Annotated in this window: 10 protein-coding genes, 1 tRNA gene and 1 pseudogene; 6 read left to right on the forward strand and 6 right to left on the reverse strand. The window is 58.5% G+C overall.

All coding sequences use genetic code 11. The features are described from left to right. Positions 1 to 96 precede the first annotated feature (96 nt). The 5 genes from ACVWXE_RS01515 to cysS form a co-directional block, all read right to left on the reverse strand. Positions 97 to 170 (reverse strand) — tRNA-Arg (locus ACVWXE_RS01515). A 12-nt stretch (positions 171 to 182) separates the two neighbouring features. Next, the gene (locus ACVWXE_RS01520) at positions 183 to 824 is read right to left on the reverse strand and encodes a ribonuclease HII (RefSeq protein ID WP_457445392.1); all 642 of its coding nucleotides are present in this window, start codon (positions 822 to 824) and stop codon (positions 183 to 185) included. 35 nt (positions 825 to 859) lie between these two features. Next, a complete protein-coding gene (locus tag ACVWXE_RS01525) occupies positions 860 to 3,031 on the reverse strand; it encodes an Rne/Rng family ribonuclease (RefSeq protein WP_457489412.1) in 2,172 nt (723 codons plus the stop codon). A 1,075-nt stretch (positions 3,032 to 4,106) separates the two neighbouring features. Further along, positions 4,107 to 6,764 (reverse strand): TIGR03960 family B12-binding radical SAM protein, encoded by a 2,658-nt coding sequence (locus tag ACVWXE_RS01530; protein ID WP_457489413.1) that lies wholly within the window; start codon positions 6,762 to 6,764, stop codon positions 4,107 to 4,109. Positions 6,765 to 6,916: 152 nt separating this feature from the next. Then, the gene (cysS, locus tag ACVWXE_RS01535; RefSeq protein ID WP_457489414.1) at positions 6,917 to 8,500 is read right to left on the reverse strand and encodes a cysteine--tRNA ligase; all 1,584 of its coding nucleotides are present in this window, start codon (positions 8,498 to 8,500) and stop codon (positions 6,917 to 6,919) included. A 340-nt stretch (positions 8,501 to 8,840) separates the two neighbouring features. On the opposite strand from cysS, the gene ACVWXE_RS01540 reads away from it, so the two are divergent. From ACVWXE_RS01540 to ACVWXE_RS01560, 5 genes and pseudogenes are all read left to right on the forward strand, one after another. Then, positions 8,841 to 10,523, forward strand: a complete 1,683-nt coding sequence (locus ACVWXE_RS01540) for a LysM peptidoglycan-binding domain-containing protein (protein WP_457489415.1) — start codon at positions 8,841 to 8,843, stop codon at positions 10,521 to 10,523. 92 nt (positions 10,524 to 10,615) lie between these two features. Continuing rightward, positions 10,616 to 11,941 carry an FIST signal transduction protein gene (locus ACVWXE_RS01545; RefSeq protein WP_457489416.1) on the forward strand — a complete coding sequence of 442 codons (1,326 nt, stop codon included), beginning with the start codon at positions 10,616 to 10,618 and terminating at the stop codon, positions 11,939 to 11,941. Between the two features lie 81 nt (positions 11,942 to 12,022). Further along, complete coding sequence (locus tag ACVWXE_RS01550; RefSeq protein ID WP_457404016.1) at positions 12,023 to 13,555, forward strand: leucyl aminopeptidase; 1,533 nt, start codon at positions 12,023 to 12,025, stop codon at positions 13,553 to 13,555. A 282-nt stretch (positions 13,556 to 13,837) separates the two neighbouring features. Further along, a pseudogene (locus ACVWXE_RS01555) lies at positions 13,838 to 13,936 on the forward strand (J domain-containing protein); the annotation flags it as partial. Positions 13,937 to 13,975: 39 nt separating this feature from the next. Beyond that, complete coding sequence (locus ACVWXE_RS01560; protein WP_457489417.1) at positions 13,976 to 14,635, forward strand: J domain-containing protein; 660 nt, start codon at positions 13,976 to 13,978, stop codon at positions 14,633 to 14,635. Positions 14,636 to 14,738: 103 nt separating this feature from the next. Here ACVWXE_RS01560 and ACVWXE_RS01565 read toward each other — a convergent pair whose 3' ends face one another. Next, complete coding sequence (locus ACVWXE_RS01565; RefSeq protein WP_457489450.1) at positions 14,739 to 16,262, reverse strand: AAA family ATPase; 1,524 nt, start codon at positions 16,260 to 16,262, stop codon at positions 14,739 to 14,741. Positions 16,263 to 16,495: 233 nt separating this feature from the next. Between ACVWXE_RS01565 and ACVWXE_RS01570 the strand changes: the two genes are divergently transcribed. Continuing rightward, positions 16,496 to 17,689, forward strand: coding sequence for an RNA-guided endonuclease InsQ/TnpB family protein (locus tag ACVWXE_RS01570; RefSeq protein WP_457489451.1), 1,194 nt, complete (start codon positions 16,496 to 16,498; stop codon positions 17,687 to 17,689). Positions 17,690 to 17,693 lie beyond the last annotated feature (4 nt).

Below are 17,693 nucleotides of genomic sequence, written 5' to 3' on the forward strand. Positions count from 1 at the left end.
CAGGACTTGGGTCATGGTTCTATCATAACTTCCGCATTCCTCCCGACACTGACCCTACGGGTACAGTGCGGGGCTCCTGCGATTTCTAGCTGAAGACGCCCACGAAAGGATTCGAACCTCCGACACCTGGGACCGGAACCCAGTGCTCTAGTCCACTGAGCTACGTGGGCAATGCAACTGCATTAACCATCATATCTGCTGACTTTCAGTTCTGCCAAGGGGGCAAAGCTGCGGCGGTGCTGCGGGGTGGGCCCCAAGTTCTGCAACGCCAGTCGGTGCTCCCGCGTGCCATAGCCAGCGTTGGTGCGCCAGCCGTAGCCGGGGTACTGCCGATCCCAGCTCTGCATCAAGGCATCTCGCCAGACTTTGGCCACAACTGAAGCAGCGGCAATGGAGAGGCTGATGTGATCCCCCTTGACCAGGGCCGTTTGCCGGGATCCCAGCTCGGCCAGCGGCAATCCATCCAGCAAAATGTGTTCGATTGGATCCAACTTGGCCAAAGCCCGCTGCATGGCTAGCACCGTGGCCTGGCGAATGTTGAGCCGGTCGATCTCAGCAGCAGAGGCACTGCCAACGCCCACAGCCAAAGCCACCTGCCGAATCCGTTCCGCCCATTGAGCGCGTTGCTGCGGACGCAGTTGTTTGGAATCCCTCACTCCCTCCAGTTCTTTGGGATCCATCTGGGCCGGCAAAATCACCGCCGCTGCCACTATCGGCCCGGCCAGGGCCCCCCGCCCCACCTCATCCACCCCCGCCACCCGCAGGATCCCTTGCTGCCAAAGGGATCCCTCCCAGATCAAACTCGGCCTTGCCCGCTCCACCATACTCCCATGCCTGCCCCTGGGCTTGAGAGCAGCGCCTAACTGCTGCGGGAGCGCCGTCGCCTGGAGGCTGCTGGAGATTGCTGGGCAGGGCTGATCCCCAGTTCCGCGGCTGGCTCGGCCAAGCTGCTCTGCACTGCTGGCACGAACGATTCAGAAGAAGGGATTTCGGGTTCAGAAAGTTCGGGTGGAGAGAGGTTGTCCAGCAGCTCCTTCTCCTGCAGAGCCTCCGGTTCGGGTGCAAACTCCTCTGTCTGAGAAGTTGCCTCAGTCTCCATCCTGGGCGGACTTTCCGCCTCTAGAGTTCCCGGCAGAACCACCCTAACCGCCGTGTCTCGGCCCCAAGGCGGCGGCTGGTCAAGCAGCAACAGCGGCGACAGCCCCAACTCCGAGTAGACCCGTTGTTGTAACGGGGTCATCTCCACGGTGACGGTTTGCCGTACCGGAGCCGGACGGCCTTCTGAGGACTCCGTCCCGCTGGCGCGAACGGTGCGGGCTGGGGAAGTGTGATCTTTGCGTGAGGCGGATTCTGCCTCTTCCCCAGGGCCAGAACGGCGGGGTTCTTGACGCTTTAGGTCTGCTCCGCCCCCTGGCAGTTGCATCGGCTCTGGGGCTTCCTCTTCTACAGGAGTATCCAGGCTCCGGGCAACGAGGCGCTGGCCGGTGCGGGGATCCCCCCAGTCTTCACGGGGACGCTTGCGTCCCATTTCAACCCGTGGCTCTTCCTCCAGATCGTCTGAAGTCGTAAAGGGATCCGGGCTGGGGCGTCGTTGTCCGGGGGCAGAGCGCGACCGCCGCAGCAGCGCACGGCTATCGCCTCGAGACAGCCCATCGCTCCCCACTCGCAGGCGTGCCCGTTGGGGGTTGCCATCGCGGGGCAGGATCGGGCCGGCCTCTTCCTCATCCCCTCCTTCCGCCTCGGTGGGTAGCGTTACCGTCAGGCCGCTTTCTATTGTTAACAGATGCCCTGGCTCGGCCCCCGGCAAGCGGGCCAGGATCCCCAGCCCCTCACAGGTAGGGCAAGAATGGCCGAAGATCTCATAAAGGCTTTGCCCCTGCCGTTTGCGGGTGAGCTCCACCAGCCCCAATTCCGACAGTTGGACCACCTGTGGGCGAGCTTTGTCGCTGGAGAGGGCCTTGTTAAAATGCTCCAAAACCAGCAACTGGTCGCGGCGGGAATCCATATCGATGAAGTCCACCACAATCACACCGGCAATGTTGCGCAGCCTCAATTGGCGGGCAATCTCGGTAGCCGCCTCACAGTTTGTCCACAGCACTGTCTCCCGAGAAGTGGCCGATTGGGTGAAGGAGCCCGAGTTAACATCAATTACCGTCAGGGCCTCGGTGGGCTCAATGATGATGTAGCCACCAGAGGGCAGATCCACCCGTGGCCGCAGCGCCTGCCGAATAACCGCGTTGACCCGAAAATACTCCAGAATGGGGGTGGGCTCGCGGTGGGCATCGACAACGACACCAGGGGGCATTTGGCCCTTGTTCCAGCCCTGCAGATAGCTACGGACTCGCTTCGCTCCTGCCGCAGAGTCGGTCACAATACGGTTCACATCGTCGGAGTAAACATCCCGCAGCACCCGCTGAATAAAGTCGTCATCCCGGTTGAGTAGCCCCGGCCCCCGTGCCGCCTGATACTGCTGTTGAATATCTTCCCAGAGTTTCTTCAATTGCTCCAGGTCGTCGATCATCGCTTCTTCGGACACACCTTCCGCTTCGGTGCGCACCAACAGGCCCATCTGCGGGGGTTTAATCAAAATGGCCAGCGACTTCAAACGGTTGCGTTCTTCTCGATCCTCGATGCGGCGGGACAGATGAACGCCTTTTCCGTAGGGTCGCAACACCAAATACCGCCCTGGAAAGGCCAAATCTCCGGTAAGCCTTGGCCCTTTGTTGCCGGTAGGCTCTTTCATCACCTGTACCAGCACCTTTTGCTGCGGCAAGACCAGCTCAGAAATCGAGGCATGACTTCGCTTGAGGCGCAGCGGGCCCAGGTCGCTGACGTGGATAAACCCATTGCGCTCTGCAGGGCCGATGTTGACGAAAGCGGCATCGATGCTGGGCAGAACGTTCTCGATGATTCCGACGTAAACGTCTCCCACTTGGTGAGCGCCGCTGGCGACGATCAGCTCCTGCACTTGATCTTCGGCGAAGACGGCTGCCACTCGATGTTGCTCGGCAATGACAATCTGCCTGGGCATTAACTTCCCTCCCCGCCCCAAGGGCACGCGGTTACGGGTTGAACCCTCATTCTGGCGAGGTGTTGTCCTTTTGCCGGGATCCGCTTAAGTTTCTTTGACCAGGATTGACTCATCATGGGGCTGTCCATTACCCTCAGCTCTGCTTTGACGCTTGGCTTTGTTTCCTCTCCAATGGGTGAGGTGAGTTTAAGTGCATGTGAACTACCCAATGCTGGCTCTGGTGGGTACAGCGGGGGGCTTCTGCTGATTGGAAGGAAAACTCATCGGATGGGATGAATGGATTCGGTGAGGTTTGCATGGAGATTCATGGATGGGCTCAATCGATAGGCTCAGGGAGCAAGACGGCTCCGCCTCGGGAGATCCAACGCTGGCCCATTGCAGAACCCCAGTTGTGCGGCCCAGCCTGTTCGCGAAAGCGTCGCGTAGCGATAGTCCACAACAAGACAGGGTTTGCGCGCGGAAAGAAGCACCTTCTCAGGGTAAAATTTTCTGGTTAGATCTGGGCTAGGTCGAAGAGGCACACTTTTCTGTTGCACCTATCGACTCGACCCCATCACGCCTGTTACCTGCCCTGGGTACTGAGTTAAGAGTGTCTCCATTCCAGAATCCGGCCCAGCTTTTGCCTGCTGCTCACCCCGCCCTTGGTCAAGTTGATGCTTGGCGAGCCCCACAGCGGCAGGAGCCAGCAATAGCAACATTATAGCGCTTGTGGGATCCCTCAGCCCAGACAGACCCTTAGCCCTTGGGTTGCTCCCAGAGGAAGTGCTCAATCTGGATCGGCTAGGGGGTTCTGATACATTTACGCTGAACACTGCTGAACATCACTGTTCAACTATGCAGCGATAGCATTCTGTTTGTTTCCATTCGCGTTAGCGGGACGGAGTCCAAACAGAATGGCGGTATCCCGCAAAGCTTTGAGTAGAATACCCAAAGCGCAGTTTCCGTGTCGTCTTACTACCAATTTTCTGCTTTGCTTTGGCTACCATGTTGGCAGACTCGAAAGTAAACAGAAAGATCAACTGGTAGTAATCCGTACTGAACATATTATACATTATTTTCAGTATAGTTGAGCTTATTATTGACTAGAGTCATGCTCCCACAACAGGCGCAGCCGCTTTGCCGTCTGTAGTGTCCAGTGGGGCAACCCCAATGACTCGGCCATTTGAACCAGATGGGTGGGCCGCAGGTAGGCACCGTCGTTGCGGCAACTGCCCCGGTAAAGGAGGCAAGCGCTGCCCTCGGGGGTCAGGCCCTGAAACTCTAGGTAGTAAAGCAGGGCGCGGGCATTGAAGGGAGAGGACTTGCCAGACTTGGAGGTTTTTTCAATCCAGATTTCCTGCGCATCCAGAATCTGGGTGACCCAGGCGGGCCAAGAGGACTCCGTCCCGCTGCCGTGAACGGCTTTGGGCAACTCGCAGCTCACCGTAAGCTGATATTCGGCGGCGTAAACGGCTGCGGTGGCAGAGGGATCCCGAAGGCTAATTTCTTGGACGGCTTGGATGGGGATCTCCGGGGGCAGCTGTTCGCTCAGAAGGGCGCGCAGTTTCTCAGGCGTCAGAGGACCTTCAGGCCGATCCAGCAGCTCCAGATCCAGGATTTCGCCATAGCCTTCCTGGCCAATGGGCAGAGCGTTGGCGTTGGCCAGGCGGGGCATGGGGTGGTAGCCGCCGCTGAAGGCCAGAGGTAACCCCGCTCGCCGACAGGCCCGTTCCCACAGGCGCATGAGATCCAGGTGGCCCAGCCAGCGCAGATCCCCGGTTTTGCCGTAGGTGATGCGGAAACGCTGGGCAGGTGGCTCCGGCTCCAGGGGATCCGGGGTGGGGGTGGGTTTGCTCTGCAGGGGCGGGACGGGCGGAGGGGGAATGACGATGTTGTGGCCGAAGCCGGGGCCACAGATGCCGCAGGCGGAGCAGCCCTCGAAGGAGCAGTCTTCCACGGTGAGGGCTTCCAGGGCGCGGCGGTAGTCTTTTTGCAGCCATTTTTTGTCGATGCCGGTATCGATGTGATCCCAGGGCAAGGGATCCTCCAGGCCCAATTCCCGGATGGGGAGATGGGCGCAGAGGGCGACCGGATCGGCGGCAGGATCCACCTCTTCGCCGCAGTAGGCCCTCACCCAGGCAGCGTAGGCGGCGTCGATGTTTTCCCACCAGGCGTCCATGCCGGCCCCAGCCCGCCAGGCCCGCTCGATCATGCGGCCTAGGGAACGATCCCCTTTGCCGATGAAGTCTTCCAGGATGCTGAAGCGGATATCGGTGAAGTGGGCCTTGACTCCCCGTAGCCGCCGCAGCTCCTTCTGCAGCAGGGTTTGCTTGCGCTGCACGTCGGCATAGTCTACCCGGTGCCACTGGAAGGGGGTGTGGGGCTTGGGGGTGAAGTTGGAGAGGGTGAGGGTAAACTCCACCCGCTTGCGACCCAGGGCTGCACATTCTCGCTGCAGCATCTCGACGGTGCGGGCGATCCCCAGGACATCGGCGTCGGTCTCGCCGGGCAGGCCAATCATGAAGTAGAGCTTAATTTTGTCCCAGCCCTCTTGGACGGCGGTGCGAATGCCGCGAATCAAGTCGGCATCGGTGAGGCCCTTGTTGATGATGTCCCGCAGCCTTTGGGTGCCAGCTTCGGGGGCAAAGGTGAGGCCGGAGCGGCGGGAGCCTCTCATGATGGCGGCAATTTGCTCATCAAAGCGATCCACCCGCTGGCTGGGCAGGGAAAGGGCAATGTGTTCTCTGAGGAGACGGTTGTGCAGCTCCGCTCCCACCGCCGGCAGGGAAAGGTAGTCGGAGCAGCTAAGGGAGGAGAGGGAAAATTCGTTGTAGCCGGTCTTGCGCAAGCCCTGCACCACAGCCTCCACCACTGCTTCCGGATCCACATCCCGCGCTGGGCGGGTAAGCATTCCCGGCTGGCAAAATCGGCAGCCCCGTGTGCAGCCCCGCCGCACTTCCATCACCAGGCGGTCGTGGACGGTTTCCACCAAAGGCACCAGGCCGACGGAGTATTGGGGTTGAGGCAGGGCCACCCGACGGCGGACGCGCTCCGGCACCCCAGGCACAATGGGTCGAGGCGGGATCCCTTCGTAAAACTGGGGCACGTACACCCCCGGCACCTGGGCCAGCTCCAGCAAGACCTCTCGGCGGGGCTTGGACAGGGATCCGGCCAGCACTTGGCCAATTTCCGGCAGCACCTCTTCCCCATCTCCGAAGACGAAGAAATCGAAAAAGTCGGCAAAAGGCTCTGGGTTGGAGGTGGCGGTTGGCCCGCCGGCAAAGATCAGAGGGCACTCTTCCGGGGTGAAGGGTTGCCGTTCCGACCACCTGAGCGGGATCCCGGCTAGGTCCAGCATCTCCAGGATGTTGGTGCCCCCCAGCTCGTAAGCCAGGCTGAAGCCAATGATGTGAAAGGCGCGCAGAGGGCGGCGGGATTCCACGGCAAAGAGGGGGATCCCCAACTGCCGCAGGCGGGCAGCCAGATCCGGGCCTGGCAAGTAGGTGCGGTCACACAGTTGATCCGGCTGAGCGTTGAGGATGTTGTAAAGGATGAGGTGGCCTAGGTTGGAAGCTCCCACCTCGTACAGCTCTGGATAGCTCAGCACCCAACGCACCCGTGCCGAATCCCAAGGACGGTGGACGGCGCCAAACTCTTTGCCCAAGTAGCGGGCTGGCCGCTGAATCTCAGGGGTAAGCAGGCGATCCAGATCGATGGGACTCAGATGCGGTTCAGTTGCAGCCAGAGAGAGCATGGGGATCCGCCGAGACGTTGACACAGTCACTGATCTGACTCTAGCCGAACTTTTCCAGCAACCCAAACGAAGGGAGAAGCACTTTGCCCCTCTGAGCCCCTAGGTTACAGCCATATCCATTTTGAATGAGCCCGAGGAATGCTCCTCAACCCCTATTCTCGCAGCCAACGGGTGGTGCCATCTTTTTGATCGATGAGGGTGATGCCGAAGGCTTTCAACTGATCCCGAATGCGATCTGCCTCTGAAAAGTTTTTCGCCTTGCGGGCTGCCGAGCGCTGCGCGATCAGCTCCTCGATTTTTTTAAAGTTAAGTTCCCCATTTGTAGCTGCTTCTTTGGATCCCTCGAATTCAGAGAATGAGGGCCAACAGAATCCCAAAGTAGCCAAAATCTCCAGCAAGGCAGCGCTTTTTTGTTTGAGGGCCTGGGGCTCCAGATGGGTTTGGCCTTGATGGGTGAACAGGTTGTGTTCGCGGGTGAGTTCTTTGGCCAATTCAAAGGCGATAGCCAGCGCTTCAGGGGTGCCAAAATCATCGTCCATAGCAGCTTGAAAGGCTTGCATGGCCTCAGCATCAGGGGATCCCTTTTCTTCTTTGCAGAAGTGCTGGGCACAGTGGATCCCTTTCTGGAGGGTTTCCCAGCCACGGCTAGCCGCCTGCATGGCTGCCTCGGTGAGATCTATGGGGCTACGGTAGTGGGTCTGCAACAGAAACAGCCGCAAGGCCATGGGGTGATAGACGGCGAGGGCCTGTCGCAGGGTGGTGAAGTTGCCCAAAGATTTGGACATTTTCTCGCCGTTGATGTTGAGAAAACCGTTGTGCATCCAGTACTTGGCCATCGGCTTGCCGGTGATCGGCTCCGATTGGGCCAGCTCATTTTCGTGGTGGGGGAAAATCAAATCTGCCCCGCCGGCGTGAATGTCGATGTGATCTCCTAGGGTCTCTCGCACCATGGCGGAACATTCGATGTGCCAGCCCGGTCGCCCCCAACCCCAAGGGGAGGCAAACCCCGGCTCAGAAGGGGGGGCCGCTTTCCAAAGGGCAAAGTCGAAGGGATCCTGTTTGTCGGCTCCTTCTTCTCCTACCCGGCCACTGGCTCCCGCCTCCATCTCCTCCAGTTTTCGACCGGATAGCTGGCCGTAATCCGGGAATTTGCGGACAGAGTAGTAAACAGAGTACTGAACAGAGGCGGGGGTCTCTGGCTGGTGTCCCGCTTGCAGGAGGGAAGACGGGTCGGTCTGGTGTCGAATCGGATCCCGTACCCGGTAGGCAAAGCCTTTGAGCTCCAAAGATTGGATCAACTGGAACATGGCTTGCAGCGATTGCGTTGCCCTCGGGTAGAGATCGGCCCGCTTGATGTTCAGGCGATCCATGTCCTGGAAATATTCGGCGATGAAGCGCTCCGCCACCGCTTGCATGGATTCGCCACGTTCCAACGCCCGCTTGAGGATCTTGTCGTCCACATCGGTAAAATTCTGCACATACTTCACTCGGTAGCCGCGCCACTCCAAGTAGCGACGCACCATGTCCCAAACCACGTAGGTACGCGCATGGCCGAGGTGGCAGAGGTCGTAAACCGTTACACCACAGACATACATCCGCACCAGGGGCTTCTCCCCCGCAACCGGAGCTGCAGATCCCTGGGAATTGCCGACGGAAACGGATTGAGATCCACCTGCTGCCAGCGGCTGAAACACTTCCTTGCGGCGAGTCAATGTGTTATAGACAACCAAATCCATGGGTATCCCTAGTTTGTAGTTTCAGCTACAGCAAAACAGGCTTTGTCTTCCAAAAAAAGACGATGGCGCACTTTGTCTTGAATCGGATGAGGCTCGACAAAATCTCAACGAGCCAAGGGCTGGAACCATTGTGAGGCAAGCATTGTGGCTGAAATTACCTGACAAGACTTGTCTAGATTTGTTAACTACGGTACTCTAACCTGAGTGCGAGCCAGCCTGTTCATTAGCGAGCTCCACCCCGGCTTGAGTCACCCCTGGGGTGCTCGGTGCCAAGGGGCTTATGCCCCTCATTTTGACATCTTCTTCTCTTGCACTCTAGTGTCAGCCTGTTGGTGTGAGGATGCCTTTAAAACCCACTTTCCCCAATCCCCAAAACGGGGAGCTGGATTTCCGCGGTGCTGCCGTGAGCACCCTTTCCCCCCCACCCCCAAAGGGCTCGGCAGGGATCCCTTCAGAACAGTCCTGGACTTCTGCGGATTCATCTGCCGAGGAAGCCTATCTTCTGGAGTGGGCTCCAGCCCCTCTCTCTGGGCGGTCGAAGCCAAGATGGATTGGTTTGGCCCTCTCTCTCAGCTTAACGGGCCTGGTATGGCTTCTGAAGCTGGAGGCGGATCCCTGCGCAGAAGCTGGGGAAGAGCAGCTGCCGGCCACCCCCAGGTGCCCAACCGAGCCTGAGACAGCCCATCCAGAGCCGGGGGATTCTGCTCCTGCGCGTCGGGGATATCCGGCTTGGGCCACTGGTCTTTTGCTGATGCTGGGCTTGGCCGGAGTCGCTACCCTACAGCAGCGACAGTTGAATCGCCCCCTGTCTCCGGCGGTAGAGCCGATCCCACCCTCTGTGCATACGCTATCTGGCGCTCTGCAGCAAAACTACGAGCGGAAAAAGGAGCAGCTGCGCCAAGCCTTCGCAGAAGGGCGAATCCCGACAGGAGAAGGGCCCAGAGGCATTCTGGAGCATGAAATTCAGCCGGGGGAAACCCTCTGGCAACTGACCCAGATGTATCAGCTCGACGCGGCTGCCATCACCGTCTCCAATGGTATTCAGGCCAGTACTGAGCTGAAGCCGGGGCAAGTTCTCCTCATCCCCAGCCAGCCGGGATTGATCTACACCGTCAAGCAGGGAGACACACTGGAGGACATTGCCAACCGCTACCGAGTTCCCCAGCAGCGGATTATCGAAGCGACTCCTCTGGATCGCCCGGAATATCTGCGCATTGGCCAACGCCTGCTCATCCCCGGCGATGTGGGCGAGTTGATCCAGCGTCAGAAGGAGATGATCGCTGCCCAGAAAGCTCGCGAAGAGGAAGAGCGCCGCCGGCAAGAGGAGGAAGCCCAACGCCAAGCCGAAGCCCAAGCTCGATTACAGGCGGAGCAGCAACGCCGGGCCCAGCAAATGGAACAAGAACGGCAGGCCCTCTTGGCCGGTGGATCCCTGACCCACACAGTTGGAGCCGGTGACACCATCGAACGGATCGCCGCCCGCTATGGGGTAACTCAGCGATCCATTATTCAAGCCAACAACTTGCGCAATCCCCACTGGCTGCGCATTGGCCAACGCCTTACGATTCCGGCGCCGGGTACGCAGCCCACCCCAGCTCCCGCCCGACAGGCTCCGCCAGCGCCCCCTCCAGCCCCTCCCCAGGTTCGCAGCAGTGGGTTTGTCTGGCCGGTCTCCGGGCAAATCACCTCTGGCTTTGGCTACCGTCGCGGTCGCCTTCATGCAGGGGTAGATATTCCTGGCCCCGTGGGATCCCCCATTGTAGCCGTTCAGGAGGGAGTGGTGATCTTCGCGGGGAATGCTGGGGATGGCTACGGCAATCGAGTGGACATTCGCCATCCCAACGGAATTGTTACTCGCTATGCCCACGGCCATCAGATTTACGTTTCCACAGGCCAGTACGTGCAGCAGGGGCAGACAATCATGAGCCGCGGCAGCACTGGCTGGAGCACAGGGCCGCATCTGCACTTTGAAGTCCGCCCCGGCGGGGGCGCGCCTGTGGATCCCCGGCCCTATCTGCCCTGATCCTGTCCCAAAGCGAGACTACACAGAACAGCCAGCCTGGCCATAAATTGCTAGCCTAAAAACAGCAAACTCCAGACCGTAGGAACACGCCGATGCAGTGGGTGAACGCGCTCTCCCAGCTCCCTTCCCTAGAAGCGGCTCTGCGGCAGGTGGTGGAGGAAGCCAAGGCCAAGCTTCAGGCGGCCCAGCTGAAAAGTGCCTTGAGTCGGCAGGTGCAGACGGTGGGATCCGGCAGCTTGCCGGGGCTGCTGACAGGGTATGTTCCCTCTCAGCCTCTGCGGCCCAACCTGGGGGTTTTGTTTGTGTCGGCGGCCTTTGCCAGCGAATACATCCGGGTGTTGCCATTGCTGTCGGGGCTGCTGGAGGTGGACGTTTTGATCGGCTGCTCCGGGGGTGGCATTGTGGGTGGCGGGCATGAAATTGAGGATGGCCCGGCTCTCTCCTTGTCTTTGGCGGTCATGCCGGAGGTGGTGCTGCATCCTTTTCATCTGCGGGGGAACCAATTGCCAGACTTGGATGCGGCTCCTTCTGCCTGGGTCGATTGTGTTGGGGTTTCGCCGCAGAGCAAGCCTCATTTTCTGCTCTTGGCCGATGGATTTTCCTCTGGCATCTCAGAGTTGCTGCAGGGGTTGGATTTCGCCTATCCGGGATCCGTCAAAGTGGGGGGATTGGCCAGTGGGGGCCGCGGCTCTCGGGGCAATGCTCTGTTTTTGCTGGATGCGCGTACCTCCACACCTCGGCGGGAGCTGTACCGAGAAGGGACGGTGGGGTTGGCGCTCTACGGCAATGTGGTGCTGGATGCAGTGGTGGCCCAGGGGTGTCGCCCCATTGGGGATCCCTTGCGGGTGACGGAAGCAGAGGGGAATGTGATTCTTGGCTTGGAGGGTCGCCCTCCTCTAGCGGTTTTGCAGGACTTGGCAGAGCGGCTCAGTCCCGTGGATCAGCGATTGGCCCGCCACTCTCTCTTCATCGGCCTGCTGATGGATGAGTTCAAGTCGGAGCCGACGCCGGGAGATTTCCTCATTCGCGTAATCTTGGGCGTTGATCCGCGCGTGGGGGCGCTGGCCATCGGGGATCAGGTGCGCCCTGGCCAGACGGTGCAATTTCATCTGCGGGATGCCCAGACTTCGGCAGAAGATCTGCGTTGGGCCCTCAGCCGCTATTGTGCCGAGCGCAACTTGAGGCAAAGCCCCTCTCAACCGAGGCCGGAGCCTTGTGGGGCGTTGATGTTCTCCTGTTTGGGGCGAGGCAAGGGCCTGTACGGCACTCCCGATTTTGACTCGCAACGGTTTCGGGAATTGCTTGGAGAGCTGCCCTTGGGGGGGTTCTTTTGCAATGGTGAGATCGGCCCCGTTGGGGGATCCACCTTTTTACACGGCTACACTTCCTGCTTCGGGATCTTCCGGCCCGCCCACTAGAGGGGGGATCCCTTGCCCTAAGAGCCGGCAAAATTAGATAAACTGAGGATCTGCTGTCAACAGCTTGGTCAAGGGTTTCTCATGCAGCTTCATCTTAGCGAGCCGCCACTCACTCAAGGGGAATGTGCCCTGGTCTATTGCTTTGCCGCTTCCGGCGGGAATGGCCGCTTTCCTCTGCCCCCTGAGATCGCCTCTTGGGATGAAAAGGTGTGGTCGGGGCTGGTGGCGGAAACCGTTCAGGAGCAGGGGTTTCAGGGGAAGCCGAATAGCAGTGTTGCCCTGCGCCTGACAGGAGAGATCCGCAAACTGGTGTTGGTGGGGCTAGGGGATCCCGCGGCCCTAACGCTAGAAGCCCTACGACGGGCCACAGCCAACGGCCTGCGCCAGGCTCACAGCTTAAAAGCCAAGCAGGTGATGCTGTCTTTGCCGGAGACGGGGTTGGATCGGGTGCGTGGGGTTCAGGCGGTGGCCGAAGCCTGCCTACTGGTGGCGCACCGGGACAATCGGTTTAAATCTTCAGCCAAAGGGGAAGAGGAAAACAGCTTTTCTGTGCAGGAAGTAACTCTCTTGGTGCCGGGGTTGGCCCAGGCTCGCCCCGATTACGAAGTCGCGTTGCAGCGGGCCATTGAGATGGCGGCAGGAACCATCTTGGCTCGGGAATTGGTGGCTGCCCCCGCCAACATTGTTACTCCTCTTGCCCTGGCCGATACCGCCCGCCAACTGGCCCAGGAATATGGTCTAGAGGTGGAGATTTTGGGACAGGAAGAATGCGAGGCTCTGGGGATGGGGGCTTTTTTGGGTGTGGCCAAAGCCTCTGACCTGCCGCCCCAGTTCATTCACCTCACCTACAAGCCGCCACAAGGGGATCCTGTTACCAAATTGGCCCTGGTGGGCAAGGGGCTGACCTTCGATTCCGGTGGGCTGAACATCAAAACCGACTCCCGCAGCATCGCCATGATGAAAACCGACATGGGGGGAGCAGCGGCAGTTTTGGGAGCTGCACGGGCCCTAGCCGCCCTCAAGCCGCAAGTGGAGCTGCACTTCATCGTCGCTGCCACGGAAAACATGATCAGCGGCCATGCCATCCACCCAGGGGATATCCTCACCGCTTCTAACCAGAAGACCATTGAGGTCAACAACACCGATGCAGAAGGCCGCCTCACCTTGGCAGATGCCCTGGTGTTTGCGGAAAAGCTGGGCGTTGATGCCATCCTCGATCTGGCTACCCTGACCGGTGCTTGTGTGATTGCTCTGGGGGAAGAAATTGCCGGCTTGTTCACCCCAGATGAGACGCTGGCCCAGGAGCTACAGCAGGCTGCCAATCTTTCCGGCGAAAAAATCTGGCGCCTGCCGCTGGAGGAAGGCTACTTCGAGGGTCTCAGCTCCATTGTGGCCGACATGAAAAACACTGGTCCCCGCTCAGGGGGATCCATCACCGCTGCCCTGTTCCTGAAGCAGTTTGTGGAGAAAACCCCTTGGGCCCACCTGGATATAGCAGGCCCCGTTTGGACAGAGAAGGATGCAGGCTACAACAACAAAGGGGCCACCGGTTATGGGGTGCGCACCCTGGTGGAGTGGGTCTTGGCGCGGCAAGCCGCAGCAGCTTGCTCATAACCCCGCCTTTCTGGACGTTGGGCCTTGAAAAAGCATCTACTGAGGGAGGAGCCAAGGGCTGCTTGGCTGGAGCTGTCCGATCCCTAAAATAGGCTTAAAAAAGAGTCTAGGTATTGAGTAGCACTTTGCAAGGCTTCCCCTCAGGGAATAGGATCCCTGCATCAAAGTAGCTGGCACAAGGCCCCCTGCGCCGGATCCTCCCATGAAAGACCTTTACCGCGAGCTGGAATTACAGCCCAATGCAAATCTAGAAGAAATTAAAGAGAGCTACAGGTAGAAGAAATTAAAGAGAGCTACAGGCGGCTTGCCAAAGAATACCATCCCGATAAACTTCACCCAGATACACCTGTTAAGGGGCGGCAGTACATTGAGGAAAAGTTTAAGTCTATTCAGGAAGCATACTCGGTCCTGAGTGATCCTGTGAAGCGAAAAGCCTATGACTCCCAAAGGCTTTCCCAGACTTCGCCCACAAAAGGGAGCGGGTATGACCAAGACTTAAAAGCAGAACGCGGTTACAGCACACAAGATGGCAAACCTTGGCCCTTTGACTTCGACAAGATAAAGGAAGCTGCAGAAGAGATAGAACGTCGTAAGAAAAACATCGAGGCCAACTATAACCAAAGAGTAGAGCAAGTTAAGTCTGAGTTAAGGAGAAACTTGATCTCTATCGGAATAAAACAAGAGGAAGCTAAAATTGATCATACCTTTGCCACCAAAAGTGACACTATACTAGGTGCCCTCTCGCTTTTAGTCCTGAGCTTGTTCATTGGTGCCTTAAGTAGCTCAATCGGGCTTGTGCTCTTTCTAATCTCAGTTATTAGTCTTTTTATGGCCATTTTTGATAAAGGATATAGCAAGTCGCAAGTTGAGAGTGCTAAGAAGCTACAGGAAGAGGCAAAATCAGTAATAGCCCAGATAGAGAAAGATAGGAACTCGAAGCTTTCCCAGCTTGAGCTTCACTGTAGAAGTAGGATCGATCATTTTAAAGCTGTCCCTATCGAATCTATATCCCCTAAGTGGGCTGAGTGGGGAGGATCAGCTATTTTTGCTAACTGCAATGAAGGAAAAGGCAGATGCTAAAAGCCTAGAAGAAAACTTGAAGATAGCGGCTGGAGTTGCTGTGGGTATTGGCATACTAGCCGCCTTATTTGGGCTGGGAGGTGGATTTCACCCATTCTGAATCTCAAGAAGAGGCAAAACACTGCTTCATCTCCTGCAGCACCTGGGCATCTTGAGAGGCCGTTCTCGCGCCCGCTTGAGCAGCCCAGCACTTAAGACTCTCGATTTGGTCGCGGGCAATCGAGGCCAAAGGCACGGTTTCGCGGATGGCCTGCAGGATATCCTCTTGGGTAAAGTCCCGCCGAGTGCTGCTGCCACTGCCCCCAAAGGCGTTGTACATGGCATCTACGATAGCTTGCTCGATCTCGGCCCCGCTGAAGTCCTGAGCTGCGGCTGCCAAAGCTTCCAGGTCAAATTCTCGCAGGCGGCTGGGGCGCAACCGCTGCAAATGCACCCGGAAGATCTCTTTGCGCTCAGCCTGGGTGGGCAGGTTCAAGAAGAAAATCTCGTCAAAGCGGCCCTTGCGCAAAAGCTCCGGCGGCAGCAGAGGCACGTTGTTGGCGGTGGCCACAATGAAAACAGGGCTGGTTTTCTCCTGCATCCAGGTAATCAGGCTGCCAAACACCCGGCGGCTGGTACCGGAATCTCCATCGGCGCTGCTGGTGATGTTGCCAAAGGCTTTGTCGATTTCGTCGATCCAAAGCACGCAGGGGGCCATCGCCTCCGCCAGTTGGATCATCTGCCGCACCCGGCTTTCCGACTCGCCGACGATGCCGGCAAACAGCCGCCCGGCATCCAATCTCAGCAGGGGCAGCCGCCACTCATTGGCGATGGTCTTGGCGGAGAGGGATTTGCCGGTGCCCTGGATCCCGACCAGCAGCACGCCTTTGGGGTTGGGCAGGCCATAGCGCCGCGCCTCTTCGGTAAAGGCTTCCTGGCGCACCCGCACCCAGGCCTTGAGATTATCTAGGCCCCCCACGCTTTTGAGGGTCTCGCGGGCGGTGAAAAACTCCAGGATGCCGGTTTGGCGGATGGCCTGCTTTTTCTCCTCCAGCACCAGGTCGATATCGGCTTCATTGACCTCCTGCTTGGCGGCCAAAGCGCGGGCCAAAACGCGGCGAATACGTTCTCGGCTCAGCCCTTGACAGGCTTTGACCAGTTGCTCGCGGGCTAGAGGGGTAAGCTTGAGTTTATCTGGGGCCACATAGAGCTGGATGAGGCGGCTGATCTCTTCGCTATTGGGCAGGGGAATATCGACGACGGTGACCTCCTCTGCCAGGTCGCTGGGCACTTCCAGGGTGTGGCTGAGCAGGATCAGCATCTTGCGGGTGCGCTTGAGCTCGCGGCTGAGGTTTTTCAGCTCCCGGATGATGGGAGCGTTTTTGTCGCTGGTGGCGTTGCGCAACACAAAGTGCAGATCCCGCAGCACAAACAGGGTGTCCTCGTTGGGGGCAGAGCGCCACACCCGCCCCAGAGCTGCCATGATGGAGCCCCGATCCTCGCCTGTATCTTGCCAGCCCCGCACCAAGTCCCAGAACAACAATTGCCGCGGTGGGTCTGTCCGTCTGGCTACTTGGGTTAGCACGGCATCGGCAGGCTCTTCTTCTGGAGAGACCAAGTAAACCAGGGGGTAGCGGGCCCGGATCATCAAATCCAGCTCTGTCACCAGCCCTGCTTGCAGCTCCGCCGGGATCTCGACCAGGGCAGGATCCCTGCTGTCTGGATTTGTTTTTCTTGCGGCTTCTGTCATCGCCTCTGGAGTTTAGAACATCCTTACTTCATCTTCCTCTCACTTGTTCAGCTTACTAGCGCAGGAGCCCCGCACTGTACCCGTAGGGTCAGTGTCGGGAGGAATGCGCTTTGATGAAGTACAATGAACTTATGAGCCAAGTCCTGACCATATCCTGCAAGCTCAAGGTGTCCCAGTCGCAAGCCGCTAAATTGGACGCGACGATAGATGCCTTTGTGCAGGCACTGAACTGGGTCAACCAGAACACGCCGGAGAAGATCGTCAATGCGGTCAAACTGCAATCCCTTTGCTACTACGAGATTCGCGCCCGATTCGGCTTGTCTAGCAACTTGGCCCAACAGGTCTGCAGACGGGTGGCCGGCGCCCGCAAAGTGGCGAGACAGCGCAACCGTCCGGTTAAAGAGTTCAAGCGTAGGTTCGTTACCTACGATGCACGTATCTTCTCATTTCGCGAGAAAGACTGGACGGTGTCGCTGACCACGGTGGAAGGGAGAGAACGCTTTGAACTGGCCATTGGCAACTACCAGCGTGGGATGCTGGCTGGTTCCAACCCAAAATCTGCCACCCTGGTCAAGCGGAAAGATGGCTCCTACTACATCCAGATTTGCGTAGAGGAAAAGCCACCCAAGCAACAAGATACCGACAAGGTGATCGGGGTGGACTTGGGAAGGACGGATATTGCCCATACGTCAGAGGGGGACAACTGGAATGGACAGCAGCTGAACAGAGTCCGCGACCACTACTCCCGACTGAGGGCGGCACTCCAACGCAAAGCCAGTAAGGGCACACGCAGTTCGCGGCGCAGATGCCGTCAACTGCTGCAACGGCTGTCTGGCAAGGAGAGACGCTTTCAAACGTGGGTCAATCATCGCATCTCCAAAGCTATTGTCTCTAGGGCAAAGGCTACCAACAGCGCTATCGCCCTGGAAGACTTGACAGGGATTCGGGAAAGGGTCAATCAACAGCCACGCAGCAAGACAGAGCGTAGGCGGGCAAATAGTTGGGCGTTTTATCAACTCCGTCAATTTTTGGAGTACAAGGCTCTGCGTGCAGGGGTTGCTTTGATTCTTGTTCCGCCTGCTTACACGTCGCAGACCTGCCACCGGTGCTTACACATCCACCCTGAGCAGGGTAAGTCCTACCGCAGTGGCAAGTCGTTCAAGTGTGGGCACTGTGGATGGGAAGGGGATGCGGATTTGAATGGTGCGAATGTGATTGCGCTCTTGGGGGCTGCTGTAAACCAGCCTAGAGGTTCGGGCCTGTTTTGTTCTCTGGTAGAGCAGAGCAGGCCCAGGGCTACTGAAAGCCCGCTCCGTACCGCTTAGCGGT

The sequence above is a fragment of the Thermostichus sp. MS-CIW-41 genome (assembly GCF_054058915.1).